We start from the raw sequence: 14,466 nt of genomic DNA, 5'->3' as shown, positions 1-14,466 counted from the left end.
AAAGTGCTGTCCTGGTAGCAGGACCGAGGCCGCCACCGCGGCGGCGGGGAGGCCCGTCGTCCCGCCCCTCCAGGAGGATCCCGTGGCGATCTTCATGCACGCCTCTCTCCCCGGCGTCACCACCGACCAGTACGACGCCCTCAACGCCGAACTCCAGGCGCTCCCGGGCGACACCTACGCGGGCTGCCTGGCCCATGTCTGCGTGCCCTCGGCCTCGGGCCTCGAAGTGTTCGACCTCTGGGAGTCACAGCAGGCCATGGACGACTTCTTCACCCGCATGATGCCGGTGGCCGAACGCCAGAACATGACTCCGTCCGGCGAACCCCCGACGGTCTCCGAGGTGCACAACCACTGGGTGGCCGGGGACTGATCGGGCGGAGGCCACCGAAGAGCCTTGACCTCAACCTTAGTTGAGGATGAAGAGTGCGGGGCATGACCTCACGACAGCTGACCCGCCCCGCACTCGGCCTGCTCACCGTGCTCTTCGGCTATTTCACCCTGCCCATGGCGATGACCGGCACCTCCGTCGCCCTGCCCGAGATCGGGCGGGACCTGGACGCCTCGGGGGCGGCGTTGCAGTGGGTGGTGACCGGGTATGTGCTGGCGGCGTCCTCGGTGATGCTGGTGGCGGGCTCGCTGGGGGATCTGTTCGGGCGGCGGGCGGTGTACGCGGCCGGGGTGGGGCTGTACACGGCGGGGACGCTGGCCTCGGCGGCCGGGCAGAGCATCCTCGTGCTCGACATCGCGCGGACGGTCGCCGGGGTCGGCGCGGCGGCGGTGATGACGGTCGGGGTCACGATTCTCGCGACGATGTACGAGGGGGCGGCGCGGGCCAGGGTCTTCGCGCTGGTGGGCACCATCGCGGGCGTCGGGATAGCGATCGGGCCGACGCTGTCGGGCGCGCTGGTGGGGATGTTCGGCTGGCGGGCCTCGTTTCTGGCCTTCGGGCTCGCCGGGACGCTGATCCTGCTGCTCACGCGGCTGATTCCGGAGTCGAGGGCCGAGGCCCGGCCGAAGGTGGACCGTCCGGGGGTGGTCTCCTTCGTCGCCGGTCTGGCGCTGCTGATGTTCGGGCTCACCCGGGGCGCGGGGGCCGGCTGGGGCGGCCTGTCGGTGCTGGGGCCGCTGACGGCCGGCGCGGTGCTGCTCGTGGTCTTCGTCGCGGTGGAGCGGCACAGCGACCATCCGGTGCTGGATCTGTCGCTGATCCGCGACCGGCTGTTCTCCGGGTGGCTGTTCGCCGCGATGTCGATCGTGCTGGGCTCGACCGGGGTGCTGGTCTTCCTGCCGACGTATCTCCAGGGCACCGGCGGTCTGACGGCCGGCGACGCGGGGCTGCTGATGCTGCTGATGACGGTGCCGGTGTTCGCGCTGCCGACCGTCGGCGGGCTGCTGGTCGCCCGGGGGCTGCCGGCCCGGTACCTCGCGGTGGCGGCGCTGCTGCTGTCGGCCGTGGGCAACGTCTCGCTGGCGCTGACGCTGGCCCCGGACGCCGGGCCCGCCCGGCTCGCGCTCCCGCTGCTGCTGATCGGGGCGGGCAGCGGTCTCGGACTCGGCCAGATCGACGCCCAGGCGCTGGGCTCGGTCGCCGCCGAGCGGATGGGCATGGCGTCCGGGCTGCTGAGCACGGGCCGGAGCGTGGCGGGGACGCTGGTGCTGACGGGCTTCGGCGCGGCGCTGACGACGCTGGTGGAGTCCGGGACCGGCGACCGGGCACGGGCGGATCTGGTGGTGACGGGCCGGGGAGCGGAGATCGCGGGCGAGTTCACCTCGGCCTGGCAGAGCCTGCTGGGCGGGGTGGGGGTGGCCCTGCTCCTCGCGGCGGTGCTGGCGGGGCGGCTGCTGCGCCCCCGTACCGACGACGCCGAGCCGGAGCCGGGCCGGAAGCAGGAGCGGGAGCGGGAGCCGGAGCCGGCTGAGGTCTCCGGCTGAGGACGCGCAACAGCGCCTGCCCATCCGGTCGGGGACGGGGCAGGCGCCGTTGTCAGTTCCGCACGCCTTTGTACGGGACGTCTGTGGCGGTCCGGCGTCAGACGGTGAGCGCGCGGTCCGTGGGACGGATCGGGGCGGGCAGTTCGCTCGCACCGGTCAGATAGCGGTCCACTCCGCGAGCCGCGGAACGGCCCTCGGCGATGGCCCACACGATCAGTGACTGGCCTCGGCCCGCGTCCCCCGCGACGTACACACCGTCGACGTTGGTCGCGAACTCCGCGTCACGGGCCACATTACCGCGCTCGTCCAGCTCCAGGCCGAACTGCTCGACCAGTCCGTTGGCGCGGTCGGTGCCGGTGAAGCCCATCGCGAGGGTGACCAGCTGGGCGGGGAGCACCCGCTCGGTGCCCGCCTTCCGCTCCAGCTTGCCGTCCCTGAACTCCACCTCGATCAGGTGCAGCGCCTGGACCCGGCCGTCCTCGTCGCCCTCGAAGTGGGTGGTGGAGACGGAGTAGACCCGCTCGGCGCCCTCCTCGTGGGCGGAGGTGACCTTGTAGAGCATCGGGAAGGTGGGCCACGGCTGGCCCGCGCTCCGCTCGTCGCCCGGCCGGGGCATGATCTCCAGCTGGGTGACGGAGAGCGCGCCCTGGCGGTTGGCGGTGCCCACGCAGTCGGCGCCGGTGTCGCCGCCGCCGATGACGACCACGTGCTTGCCCTCGGCGGTGATCGGCGGGGCGATGAAGTCGCCCTCGCACACCTTGTTCGCGAGCGGCAGGTACTCCATCGCGAAGTGGATGCCCTTCAGCTCACGGCCGGGGACGGGCAGATCGCGGGAGACGGTGGCGCCGGCGGCGATGACGACCGCGTCGTACCGCCTGCGCAGCTTGGCCGCGTCGATGTCACGGCCGATCTCCACCTCGGTGCGGAACTTGGTGCCCTCCGCGCGCATCTGCTCGATGCGGCGGTTGATGTGCACCTTCTCCATCTTGAACTCGGGGATGCCGTAGCGCAGCAGTCCGCCGATGCGGTCGGCGCGCTCGTAGACGGCGACGGTGTGGCCGGCCCGGGTGAGCTGCTGGGCGGCGGCGAGACCGGCCGGGCCCGAGCCGATGACGGCCACGGTCTTGCCGGAGAGCCGCTCCGGGGGGCGCGGGGTGACGTCGCCGGAGTCCCAGGCCCTGTCGATGATGGAGACCTCGACGTTCTTGATGGTGACGGCGGGCTGGTTGATGCCCAGCACGCAGGCCGACTCGCAGGGCGCGGGGCAGAGCCGCCCGGTGAACTCCGGGAAGTTGTTGGTGGCGTGCAGCCGCTCGCTCGCCGCCGCCCAGTCCTCGCGGTAGGCGTAGTCGTTCCACTCGGGGATGAGATTTCCGAGCGGGCAGCCGTTGTGACAGAAGGGGATGCCGCAGTCCATGCAGCGGCCGGCCTGCTTGCTGATGATCGGCAGCAGGGAGCCGGGGACGTAGACCTCGTTCCAGTCCTTGAGTCGCTCGCCCACCGGGCGGGTCTCGGCGACCTCGCGCCCGGTGGTCAGGAAGCCCTTGGGGTCAGCCATGGGTCGCCGCCTCCATCATCTTCTCGGTGGTCTCCTGCTCGGAGAGACCGGCCAGCTCAGCGGCGTCCTTGGCGGCGAGCACTGCCTTGTACGTGGTCGGGATGATCTTGCTGAAGCGGGCGGCGGCGGCGGGCCAGTCGGCGAGCAGCTTCTCCGCGACGGTGGAGCCCGTCTCCTCCTGGTGGCGGCGCACGGCGTCGTGCAGCCACTGCCGGTCGGCGTCGTTGAGGGTCTCGACCGCGCCCAGGTTGCCGGAGTTGACGTTGTCCCGGTCGAGGTCGATGACGTAGGCGACGCCGCCGGACATGCCGGCCGCGAAGTTGCGTCCGGTCTCGCCGAGGACGACCGCGTGACCGCCGGTCATGTACTCGCAGCCGTGGTCGCCCACGCCCTCGGAGACCACGGTGGCACCGGAGTTGCGGACGCAGAAGCGCTCGCCGGTGCGCCCGCGCAGGAACAGCTCGCCGCCGGTGGCTCCGTAGGCGATGGTGTTGCCCGCGATGGTGGAGTACTCGGCGAGATGGTCGGCGCCCCGGTCGGGACGGACGACGATCCGGCCGCCGGAGAGGCCCTTGCCGACATAGTCGTTGGCGTCGCCCTCCAGCCGGAGGGTGACTCCGCGCGGCAGGAAGGCCCCGAAGGACTGGCCCGCCGAGCCGGTGAAGGTGATGTCGACGGTGTCGTCGGGCAGGCCCGCGCCGCCGAACCTGCGGGTCACCTCGTGGCCCAGCATGGTGCCGACGGTCCGGTTGATGTTCCGGATGGGGACCTGGGCGCGGACCGGCTGGGCGCTCTCGGCGCTGTCCGCGCTCAGCGCGTCGACGGCCAGCCTGATCAGCTGGTTGTCGAGCGCCTTGGCCAGCCCGTGGTCCTGCTCGATCAGTGCGTGGCGCACCGCCCCGGCGGGCAGCTCGGGGACGTGGAAGAGCGGGGCGAGGTTGAGGCCCTGGGCCTTGAAGTGGTCGACGGCCCGCTCGGTGTCGAGGATCTCGGCGTGGCCGACGGCCTCCTCGATGGTGCGGAAGCCCAGCTCGGCGAGGAGTTCGCGGACTTCCTCGGCGATGAACCGGAAGAAGTTGACGACGTACTCGGCCTTGCCGGAGAAGCGGTCGCGCAGCACCGGGTTCTGGGTGGCGATGCCGACCGGGCAGGTGTCCAGGTGGCAGACGCGCATCATGACGCAGCCGGAGACGACCAGCGGGGCGGTGGCGAAGCCGAACTCCTCGGCGCCCAGCAGGGCGGCGACGACGACGTCGCGGCCGGTCTTGAGCTGGCCGTCGGTCTGCACCACGATCCGGTCGCGCAGACCGTTGAGGAGCAGGGTCTGCTGGGTCTCGGCGAGTCCCAGCTCCCAGGGGCCGCCCGCGTGCTTGAGGCTGGTGAGCGGGGAGGCTCCGGTGCCGCCGTCGTGCCCGGAGATGAGCACCACGTCGGCGTGGGCCTTGGAGACGCCGGCGGCGACGGTGCCGACGCCGACCTCGGAGACCAGCTTGACGTGGATGCGGGCCTTCGGGTTGGCGTTCTTGAGGTCGTGGATCAGCTGGGCGAGATCCTCGATGGAGTAGATGTCGTGGTGCGGCGGCGGGGAGATGAGTCCGACGCCGGGGGTGGAGTGCCGGGTCCTGGCGACCCAGGGGTAGACCTTGTGGCCGGGGAGCTGGCCGCCCTCGCCGGGCTTGGCCCCCTGCGCCATCTTGATCTGGATGTCGTCGGCGTTGACGAGGTACTCGCTGGTGACGCCGAAGCGGCCGGAGGCGACCTGCTTGATGCTGGAGCGCCGGGCGGGGTCGTAGAGCCGGTCCGGGTCCTCGCCGCCCTCGCCGGTGTTCGACTTGCCGCCGAGCTGGTTCATGGCGATGGCGAGGGTCTCGTGGGCCTCGCGGGAGATCGATCCGTACGACATCGCGCCGGTGGAGAACCGCTTGACGATCTCGGAGACGGGCTCGACCTCGTCGAGCGGGACCGGGGTCCGGCCGGAGTTGAAGCCGAAGAGGCCGCGCAGCGTCATCAGCCGCTCGGACTGCTCGTTCACCCGGTCCGTGTACTGCTTGAAGATGTCGTAGCGGCGGTTGCGGGTGGAGTGCTGGAGCCGGAAGACCGTGTCCGGGTCGAACAGGTGCGGCTCGCCCTCGCGCCGCCACTGGTACTCGCCGCCGATGTCCAGCGCGCGGTGCGCCGGGGCGATGCCGGAGGCGGGGTACGCCTTGGCGTGGCGGGCGGCGACCTCGTCGGCGACGACGGAGAGGCCCGCGCCGCCGATCTTGCTGGCGGTGCCGTTGAAGTACCGCTCGACGAAGGTCTCGTCCAGGCCGATGGCCTCGAAGACCTGCGCGCCCCGGTAGGAGGCGACGGTGGAGATGCCCATCTTGGACATCACCTTCAGCACGCCCTTGCCGAGGGCGTGGATGAGATTGCGGATGGCGTGCTCGGGCTCGACGCCCTCGATGAAGGTGCCCGCGCGGACCAGGTCCTCGACGGACTCCATCGCCAGATACGGGTTGACGGCTGCCGCGCCGTAGCCGATCAGCAGCGCGACATGGTGGACCTCGCGGACGTCGCCCGCCTCGACCAGCAGGCCCACCTGGGTGCGCTGCTTGGTGCGGATGAGGTGGTGGTGGACGGCGGAGGTGAGCAGCAGGGAGGGGATCGGCGCGTGCTCGGCGTCGGAGTGGCGGTCGGAGAGCACGATCAGCCGGATGCCGTCCGCGATGGCCGCGTCGGCCTCGGCGCAGATGGCGTCGATACGGGCGGCGAGCGCGTCGCCGCCGCCGCCGACCCGGTAGAGGCCGGAGAGGGTGGCGGCCTTCATCCCGGGCATGTCGCCGTCGGCGTTGATGTGGACGAGCTTGGCCAGCTCGTCGTTGTCGATCACCGGGAAGGGGAGGGTGACGCTGCGGCAGGAGGCGGCGTTGGGCTCCAGCAGATTGCCGCCCGGTCCGAGCGTGGAGAGCAGGGAGGTGACCAGCTCCTCGCGGATCGCGTCCAGCGGGGGGTTGGTGACCTGGGCGAAGAGCTGGGTGAAGTAGTCGAAGAGCAGCCGGGGCCGCTGGGAGATCGCCGCGATCGGGGAGTCGGTTCCCATGGATCCGAGGGGCTCGCCACCGGTCCTCGCCATCGGCGCGAGGATGATGCGGAGCTCCTCCTCCGTGTAACCGAAGGTCTGCTGGCGGCGGGTGACCGAGGCGTGGGTGTGCACGATGTGCTCCCGCTCGGGCAGATCCTCCAGCTCGATGGTCCCGGCGTCGAGCCACTCCGCGTAGGGGTGCTCGGCGGCCAGCGAGGCCTTGATCTCGTCGTCCTCGATGATGCGGTGCTCGGCGGTGTCCACGAGGAACATCCGGCCGGGCTGGAGGCGGCCCTTGCGGACGACCTTCGCGGGGTCGATGTCGAGGACGCCGACCTCGGAGGAGAGGACGACCAGGCCGTCGTCGGTGACCCAGTACCGTCCCGGGCGCAGCCCGTTGCGGTCCAGGACCGCGCCGACCTGGACCCCGTCGGTGAAGGTGACGCAGGCCGGGCCGTCCCAGGGCTCCATCATCGTGGAGTGGTACTGGTAGAAGGCGCGCCGGGCCGGGTCCATGGAGTCGTGGTTCTCCCACGCCTCGGGGACCATCATCAGCACCGCGTGGGGCAGCGAGCGACCGCCCAGGTGGAGCAGTTCCAGGACCTCGTCGAAGGAGGCGGAGTCGGAGGCGTCCGGCGTGCAGACCGGGAAGATCCGGTCCAGCTCGGCGGCGCCGAAGAGGCCGGAGGCCAGCTGGGACTCGCGGGCGCGCATCCAGTTGCGGTTGCCCTTGACCGTGTTGATCTCGCCGTTGTGGGCGACGAAGCGGTACGGGTGGGCCAGCGGCCAGCTCGGGAAGGTGTTGGTGGAGAACCGCGAGTGGACGAGGGCCACGGCGGAGGCGAGCCGGCGGTCGGAGAGGTCCGGGAAGAACGGCTCCAGCTGGCCGGTGGTGAGCATGCCCTTGTAGACGACGGTGCGGGCGGAGAGCGAGGGGAAGTAGACCCCGGCCTCGCGCTCGGAGCGCTTGCGGAGGACGAAGGCCTTCCGGTCGAGCGCGATCCCGGTGGCGGCCGGCCCTTCGCCGGTGCTGTCGGCCACGAATATCTGGCGGAAAACAGGCATGGTGGCGCGGGCGCCGTTGCCGAGGAGATCGGGGGTGACGGGGACCTCGCGCCAGCCGAGGACGGCGAGCCCCTCTTCGGCGGCGATCGTCTCGATGCGTGAGACGGCCCCGGAGGTCTCCTCCTCGGGGAGGAAGGCGATGCCGACGGCGTACGCGCCGGCCTCGGGCAGCTCGAAGGAGGTGACCTCGCGCAGGAACGCGTCGGGCACCTGGAACAGGATTCCCGCGCCGTCCCCCGAGTCGGGCTCGGAGCCGGTGGCACCTCGGTGCTCCAGGTTCCGCAGTACGGTCAGCGCCTGTTCCACCAGCTCATGGCTGGCAACACCGGTCAGGGTGGCCACGAACCCGACACCGCAGGCATCGTGTTCGTTACGGGGGTCGTACATCCCCTGGGGGGCGGGTCGACCGTCCATGGGCGACCAGGCGTCGGAACGCATCGGCTCTCCCGTCGTCGTCGTGGCATGTTCAGTACCGAGGGACGACGTTGGCCCTCCGCGAAATTTCGTGCAGGTTACATGATGGAAAGGTTTCCAGGAAGCGGATAACTCATTCCAGTATGCGGACACCGCGCTGAGCGGTACAGGTGGGTCGCCAACGGACAGATCGGGTGTCCGCAGGGCCTTCGCAGAGCAGGCTTCATTGCCCGCGGCGCCTTCGGCTCATGCCCGGTGATCAGGGATCTGAAACCGACGAGTTACGGCTACTTTTGCAGTGTCTTGCATAGTGTCTCACCCTCGGGCCGGATAAACCGCCCCAGGGCTGGATCCCGCCCGCCGCGCCCTGCATAAAAAAGCACGACGGACGGGTGAGGAATCCAGGGAATCCGCCCCCTCCGGAGCGGAGGAGGCGGGGTCCGGGGCTTTACCCGGCCGGAACACGGGCGAAACCCCCGGGGCGCGGCCGTGGACACCCGGAGACGGCCGGGCGGCGGCCCGGTGCGGGCCCGGTGCGGGCCCGGCGGTAAGCCCCGGCCGTAGTCCCGGCGGCGGCCTCCGGCAGGCCGGGGGGCGTCAGAGGGCCGCGCCGAAGGCCATGCCGAGCCCGTAGGTCACCGCCGCGGCGGCACCGCCCAGGAGCAGCTGCCGCATCCCGCTGTACCACCAGCCCCGGGCCGTCACCCGGGCCACCAGCGCCCCGCACCCGAACAGTCCCGCCAGTGCCAGCAGCACCGCCGGCCACAGCGCGGTCGCGCCGAGCAGATAGGGCAGTACGGGCAGCAGCGCGCCCAGCGCGAAGGCGGCGAAGGAGGAGACGGCCGCGAGGGCCGGGGAGGGCAGATCGTCCGGATCGATGCCCAGCTCCTCGCGGGCGTGGATCTCCAGCGCCTGCTCCGGATCCCTGGAGAGCTGCATCGCCACCTCGCGGGCGAGCGCGGGCTCCACGCCCCGTGCGACGTACAGCGCGGCCAGCTCCTCCATCTCGTCGACCGGGTGCTTGCGCAACTCCCGGCGCTCGACCTCCAGTTCCGCCTCGACCAGCTCCCGCTGGGAGGCGACGGAGGTGTACTCGCCCGCAGCCATCGAGAACGCGCCCGCCGCCAGCCCCGCGAGACCCGTGATCACCATGGTCTGCTGGGAGGCCGAACCGCCCGCGACACCGGTCATCAGGGCCAGGTTGGAGACCAGTCCGTCCATCGCGCCGAAGACCGCGGGACGCAGCCAGCCGCCGTTGACATCACGGTGGGTGTGGTTGTCCCGGTGGGCCTCGTGCAGCGACGCCCCGGCCTCGATGATGGACACAGCTCTCCCCTTTCCCTGTGCGCGGCTGATCGCGGCGCACCCCTCGAACACCACCGAAAATACGCACGAAGTAAGGAGCCTGCCAGCAAGGCAGGCCGTACTTACCTGGCGTCGAGGGGGTGACAGAAAGGTTTCTTCGACTCGCGGCGGGCCCCCCGGGGCACAGATCCAGACGACCTGGCTCGCGCGCGAAAGGGGTCCGCCCCATGGAGTTGACCGCAGGCAGTCCCCCCGGTCCGGCCGGGCACGGGCCCGCCCTCCCGCCGCCGGCGGCCGGCCCCTCGCCCCGGGAGCGGGCGTACGGAGCGCTGCTGGGGCTCGCGGTGGGCGACGCCCTGGGCGCGCCGGCGGAGAATCTGCGGCCGTCCGAGATCCGCCGCAGATGGGGACGGATCGAGGGCTTCGTGACGGACGATCCGGCGGGCACGGACGACACCGAGTACGCGATCTTCTCCGGGCTGCTGCTGGCCCGGCACGGTTCGGAGCTGACCGTCGCGCAGGTGGAGGCGGCGTGGCACCACTGGATCGCGGATCTGGACGAGGGGCCGTTCCGGGGCGCGGGGTTCAGCGAGCGCGGCACCCTGGAGAATCTGCGGCGGGGGCTCGCCGCGCCCATCTCGGCCCAGCACCGGCACGCCTGGAGCGACGGTCTGGCGATGCGCGCGGCCCCGTTCGGGGTGTTCGCGGCGGGCCGGCCCCTGGAGGCGGCCCGGCTGGTGGCGATCGACGGCACGGTCAGCCACGACGGCGAGGGGATCTACGGCGGCCAGGCGGTGGCCGCCGGAGTGGCCGCCGCGATGGCGGGCGCGGGCCCGGCCGGGGTGATCGGCGCGGCGCTCTCGGTGATCCCGATGGACTCCTGGACGGCCCGCTCGCTGCGCCGGGGGGTGGTGACGGCCCAGCGCGACTACCCGGACGTCCTCACGATGGAGCGGGCGGTGCGCTCCTCGGTGGTGATCGGCGGCTATCCCTGGACGGATCTGGCCCCGGAGGCGGTGGGGCTGGCCTTCGGCGCGTTCACCGCCGCGCGCGGCGACTTCCGCGCGTCGGTGCTGACCGCCGTCAACATGGGCCGGGACGCCGACACCACGGCGGCGGTCGCGGGGGCGCTGGCGGGCGCGGTGTCGGGGGTGGGGGCGATCCCTCCCGAGTGGTCGGCGGCGATCGGGCCGGTGCGCGGGAGCTGTCTGCCCGCCATGCGGGGCCACCATGTCCTCGACGTCGCCGATCTGCTGGCCCCCGGCGAGGACCGGCCCGGGGCCGCGTCATGACCAGCGCGGCGACGACCGGCCCGGCCCCGGATCCCTTGGATCCCCTGGAGCCCTTGGAGCCCTTGGAGCCCTTGGAGTCCGGCCCGGGGAGCGCCGGGCGGCGGGAGGGGTGGACGCGGCCGGTCGAGGGGCTGCTGCTGGGGCTGGCGGCGGGGGACGCGGCCGGGTGGCCCGCCGCCCGGCACCGGGCGGCCCGGATGCCGGAGTGGACCCGCCGGCTCACCCGGGAGCTCGACACCTTCGCCGAGCAGAACGCCACCACCACCCTCCCCGTGCCCATCGCCCTCAACCAGCCGCCCGAGCCGCTGCGGCTCGGACCCTCCGACGACGCCGAGTGGGCGGCCTTCACCGCCGAGACCGTGCTCACCGCCGCCGGGCCGCTCTTCGCCGGACTCACCCCCGGCCGCCGGATGCGCGCCGCCGTCGATCTCGCCTGGAACTCCCTCGCGGGCGAGGTCGCCGCCGCCGCGGCCCGCGCCCCCGAGGTGGAGTCCGCCGTGCTCCCGCTGCGCGCCCGGATCTCCGTACGCGCCGGCCTCGGCAATCTGGCCACCGGACTGCGCCCGCCCGCCACCGGCCACGACAACCCCCACTACTTCGACGACGCCGCCTGTGTACGGGCGGTCGTGCTCGCGGTCGTCCACCCCGGGGACCCCGCGTCGGCCGCCACCCTCGCCGAGTTCGACGCGCGCTACACCCAGGACGGCGACGGGGTGCACGGCGCGCGCGCCATGGCGGCGGCCGTCGCGGCGGCCCTCGGCGGCGCGGCGGTCGACGACGCGGTGGACGCCGCCCTCGCCCAGCTGCCCGCCGGTACCGAGATCGGCCGCAACGCCCAGCACGCGGTCCGGCTCGCCCGGGACTCCGCCGCCGCGTTCGACCTGGTGCCGCTGCTGGAGCATCAGATCGTGGACCACGTCTACAGCTACGGCATCGCGGCGGCCGAGACCGTGCCGGTCGCGCTCGCCGTCGCCACGGCGGCCCGGGGCCGGGTGTCGGAGGCGGTGCCCACCGCCGCCTGTCTCTCCCGGGTCGCCGACTCGGCCCCCGCCCTCGCCGGGGCGCTGACCGGCGCGCTCGGCGGCGGCGACGCGATCCCGGCCGGCTGGCGCGAGGCCTGCCGGACCCTCGCGGGCTGTGCGCTGCCCCGGCTCGCGGGGACGGATCTGGTGAAACTCGCCGAGAGGCTGGCAGACACGGAACCGGCCACCCCGGGTGGACAATTCCGGCATGACGCTGATTTCACCCACCGTTCCGGGACTCGATGACCGGATCACCGGCAGTCTGATCGGCGCCGCCGTCGGCGACGCGCTCGGCGGCCCGGTCGAGGGCTACAGCCCCGAGCAGATCGCCGAGCGCCACGGCGGCCGGATCCGCGGCATCGTCGGCCCCTGGCACGGCGAGGACTGGCGCACCGCCCGCCCGCTCGCCCCGTACCACAAGGGCGACGGGCACGTCACCGACGACACCCTGATGACCCATGCCCTGATCAGGGTGTACGCCAGGGTCCGCGACCACCTCGACGCCCACGCCGTCGCGGACCACCTGGTGCCGGACCTGATCACCACCCCCCGCTGGATCCCGGAGCTGGAGGCCGAGGCGCTCCCCGTCCAGCGGCTCTTTCTCGCCGAGAAGTGGCTGGTGACCCGGATCCACTACGGCCACCACGACCCGCGCGAGGCGGGCTCCGGAAACATCGTCAACTGCGGCGCGGCCATGTACATGGCCCCGGTGGGACTGGTCAACGCGGCCGACCCCCGGGCCGCCTACGCCGAGGCCCTCGACATCGCGGGCGCGCACCAGTCCTCGTACGGACGCGAGGCGGCGGGGGTCTTCGCGGCGGCCGTCGCGGCGGCCTGTGCGCCGGGGGCGACGCCCGCGGCCGTCATCGACACGGCGCTCGGTCTGGCGAAGGACGGCACCCGGGCCGCGATCGAGGCGGTGGCGGGCGTCGCCGTGCGGCACACCGACTTCGAGCCCGCGCTCGCCCCGCTGCGGGCGGCGATCGCCCCCTTCGACACCGTCGGCCCGGAGTACCGCGCCCCCTCGCTCGCGGCCCGCCGCCCCTCCCGGGTGCACTCCGTCGAGGAGCTGCCGATCGCGCTCGGCATGCTGCTGATCGGCGGGGGCGACTACCGCCGTACGGTGCTGGGCGCGGTCAACTACGGCCGGGACTGCGACTCGACCGCCACCATGGCCGGGGCGATCGCCGGGGCGCTCGGGGGCGAGGCCTCGGTGCCCCGGGAGTGGGCGAAGCCGGTCGCCGAGGCCAGCCGGCTCGATCTGCACGCCCCCGCGAGGGAGCTGGCCTCGGTGACCCGCGAGGTCTTCGCGCGCGACCGGGCGCGCCGCCGGGCCCATGAGGACGCTCTCGCCCTGCTGACGGCGGACGACGCCCGGTGACCGGGGCGCTGCGGCTGACCTGGGTCCAGCCGGAGGACCTGGTCGGGCACGAGCTGCGCCAGGCGGCGGAGGACGGCCGGGACGCGTCGGGGATCGCCGCCGTGTGGCGGGCGGCGGGCGGCCCTCCCCCGCCCCCGGCGGCGGGCGCCTCACCGCGCCCCGCCGCCCCGGCCCTGCGCGCCCTGGCGCTCCGGCTCCTGGACGAACTGGCCGAACTCCCCAGCCCGCTGGCGGCCCTGGAACCCACCGACCTCCCCGCCATCCGCGCCGCCTGCCCCGACTGGCCCACCCCGGAGCCGGAGCCGCCGGAGCCCCGTGTTCCGCGCGCGCGGGCGGCGGCGGGGCCCGCCGTGGAGGCGCTGCACGCCGCATGGCTGGGGCGGGCCGTGGGCTGTCTGCTGGGGAAGCCGGTGGAGAAGCTTCCGCTGCACGCCATCCGCGCTCTCGGCCGGGCCACCGGGAACTGGCCGCTCACCACCTGGTTCACCGGCCGGGGCGTCCCCGCCGAACTCGCCCGCGCGCACCCCTGGAACCGGCGCTCCGCCCCCACCTCCCTCGCCGAGAACATCGACGGCATGCCCGAGGACGACGATCTCAACTACCCGCTCCTCAACCTCCTGCTGCTCCAGCGGCACGGACGCGGCTTCCGCACCGCCGACGTGGCCCGGCTGTGGCTGGACGAACTCCCCGCCGGACGCGTCTTCACCGCCGAGCGCGTCGCCTACCGCAATCTCCTCTCCGGGATCGAACCCCCGCTCACCGCGCGCCGCCACAACCCCTTCCGGGAGTGGATCGGGGCGGCCATCCGGGCCGATGTGCACGGCTGGACGCACCCGGGCGACCCGGGGGCCGCCGCCGAGCAGGCCCATCGCGACGCCGTCCTCACCCACACCGCGAGCGGCGTCCACAGCGCGATGTTCATCGCCGCCGCCATCGCGGCGGCGGCCGGCGGCGGCCACGATGTGCACGGCGCGCTCGCCGCCGGACTCACCGTGGTGCCCCCGCACTCCCGGCTCGCCCGCGCGGTCCGCTCCGGCATCGCGGCGGCCCGCGCCGAACCCCGCTTCGACACGGTCGTGGACCGGCTGCACACCGCCCACGGCGACCGCCACTGGGTCCACGCCGTCCCCAACGCCGCGCTGCTCGCCGCCGCCCTCACCCACGCCGACGGCGACTTCACCGGCTCGGTCTGCCGGGCCGTCTCCGGAGGCTGGGACACCGACTCCAACGGGGCGACCGCCGGGTCCGTCGCGGGGCTGCTCGCCGGGGCCCCCGAGGCCCTCCCCGAGCGCTGGACCGCCCCGCTGAAGAACCGGCTCGCCACCTCCGTCACCGGCTTCGACGGCATCGGCTTCGACGCCCTCGCCCGGCTCACCCACCAGGAGGCGATCCGCCCATGACCGGCACCTCGCCGCCCGAGATCGGCGGCACCC

9 protein-coding genes are annotated in these 14,466 nt (G+C 73.3%); 6 read left to right on the top strand and 3 right to left on the bottom strand.

Going from position 1 to position 14,466, the window contains the following annotated elements; all coding sequences use genetic code 11:
* Nucleotides 1-82 precede the first annotated feature (82 nt).
* Nucleotides 83-370 (top strand): hypothetical protein, encoded by a 288-nt coding sequence (locus tag ABD371_RS11150; protein WP_344475412.1) that lies wholly within the window; start codon nt 83-85, stop codon nt 368-370.
* Between the two features lie 62 nt (nt 371-432).
* A complete protein-coding gene (locus ABD371_RS11145; protein ID WP_344475410.1) occupies nt 433-1,932 on the top strand; it encodes an MFS transporter in 1,500 nt (499 codons plus the stop codon).
* A gap of 97 nt (nt 1,933-2,029) precedes the next feature.
* Here ABD371_RS11145 and ABD371_RS11140 read toward each other — a convergent pair whose 3' ends face one another.
* From ABD371_RS11140 to ABD371_RS11130, 3 genes are all read right to left on the bottom strand, one after another.
* Entirely contained in the window at nt 2,030-3,490 is a 1,461-nt protein-coding gene (locus tag ABD371_RS11140; protein ID WP_344475408.1) for a glutamate synthase subunit beta, read from the bottom strand.
* Nucleotides 3,483-8,057: a glutamate synthase large subunit gene (gltB, locus tag ABD371_RS11135; protein WP_344475406.1), complete on the bottom strand. Its 4,575-nt coding sequence runs from the start codon at nt 8,055-8,057 to the stop codon at nt 3,483-3,485. The genes ABD371_RS11140 and gltB overlap by 8 nt, the downstream gene beginning before the upstream one ends.
* Before the next feature lie 573 nt (nt 8,058-8,630).
* Nucleotides 8,631-9,359, bottom strand: a complete 729-nt coding sequence (locus tag ABD371_RS11130; protein WP_190126035.1) for a VIT1/CCC1 transporter family protein — start codon at nt 9,357-9,359, stop codon at nt 8,631-8,633.
* Nucleotides 9,360-9,565: 206 nt separating this feature from the next.
* Between ABD371_RS11130 and ABD371_RS11125 the strand changes: the two genes are divergently transcribed.
* Genes ABD371_RS11125 through ABD371_RS11110 form a run of 4 tightly spaced genes read left to right on the top strand, consistent with a single transcriptional unit; the run spans nt 9,566 to nt 14,433 of the window.
* A complete protein-coding gene (locus ABD371_RS11125) occupies nt 9,566-10,630 on the top strand; it encodes an ADP-ribosylglycohydrolase family protein (RefSeq protein WP_344475404.1) in 1,065 nt (354 codons plus the stop codon).
* Nucleotides 10,627-11,898 (top strand): ADP-ribosylglycohydrolase family protein, encoded by a 1,272-nt coding sequence (locus ABD371_RS11120; RefSeq protein WP_344475402.1) that lies wholly within the window; start codon nt 10,627-10,629, stop codon nt 11,896-11,898. Before ABD371_RS11125 ends, ABD371_RS11120 begins: the two co-directional genes overlap by 4 nt.
* Nucleotides 11,861-13,033, top strand: coding sequence for an ADP-ribosylglycohydrolase family protein (locus tag ABD371_RS11115; protein WP_344475400.1), 1,173 nt, complete (start codon nt 11,861-11,863; stop codon nt 13,031-13,033). Before ABD371_RS11120 ends, ABD371_RS11115 begins: the two co-directional genes overlap by 38 nt.
* Nucleotides 13,030-14,433 (top strand): ADP-ribosylglycohydrolase family protein, encoded by a 1,404-nt coding sequence (locus ABD371_RS11110; protein ID WP_344475399.1) that lies wholly within the window; start codon nt 13,030-13,032, stop codon nt 14,431-14,433. Before ABD371_RS11115 ends, ABD371_RS11110 begins: the two co-directional genes overlap by 4 nt.
* The last annotated feature ends 33 nt before the right edge of the window (nt 14,434-14,466 follow it).

The sequence above is a fragment of the Streptomyces amakusaensis genome, from assembly GCF_039532665.1.
GTDB classification, from domain to species: domain Bacteria; phylum Actinomycetota; class Actinomycetes; order Streptomycetales; family Streptomycetaceae; genus Streptomyces; species Streptomyces amakusaensis.
This window is presented reverse-complemented; position numbering and strand designations above follow the sequence as displayed.

Excerpts from the sequence above, each read along its gene's own strand:
- ABD371_RS11145 (WP_344475410.1), top strand. The coding sequence starts at position 433 with ATGACCTCACGACAGCTGACCCGCCCCGCACTCGGCCTGCTCACCGTG.
- ABD371_RS11140 (WP_344475408.1), bottom strand. The coding sequence starts at position 3,490 with ATGGCTGACCCCAAGGGCTTCCTGACCACCGGGCGCGAGGTCGCCGAG.
- gltB (WP_344475406.1), bottom strand. The coding sequence starts at position 8,057 with ATGCGTTCCGACGCCTGGTCGCCCATGGACGGTCGACCCGCCCCCCAG.
- ABD371_RS11125 (WP_344475404.1), top strand. The coding sequence starts at position 9,566 with ATGGAGTTGACCGCAGGCAGTCCCCCCGGTCCGGCCGGGCACGGGCCC.
- ABD371_RS11120 (WP_344475402.1), top strand. The coding sequence starts at position 10,627 with ATGACCAGCGCGGCGACGACCGGCCCGGCCCCGGATCCCTTGGATCCC.
- ABD371_RS11115 (WP_344475400.1), top strand. The coding sequence starts at position 11,861 with ATGACGCTGATTTCACCCACCGTTCCGGGACTCGATGACCGGATCACC.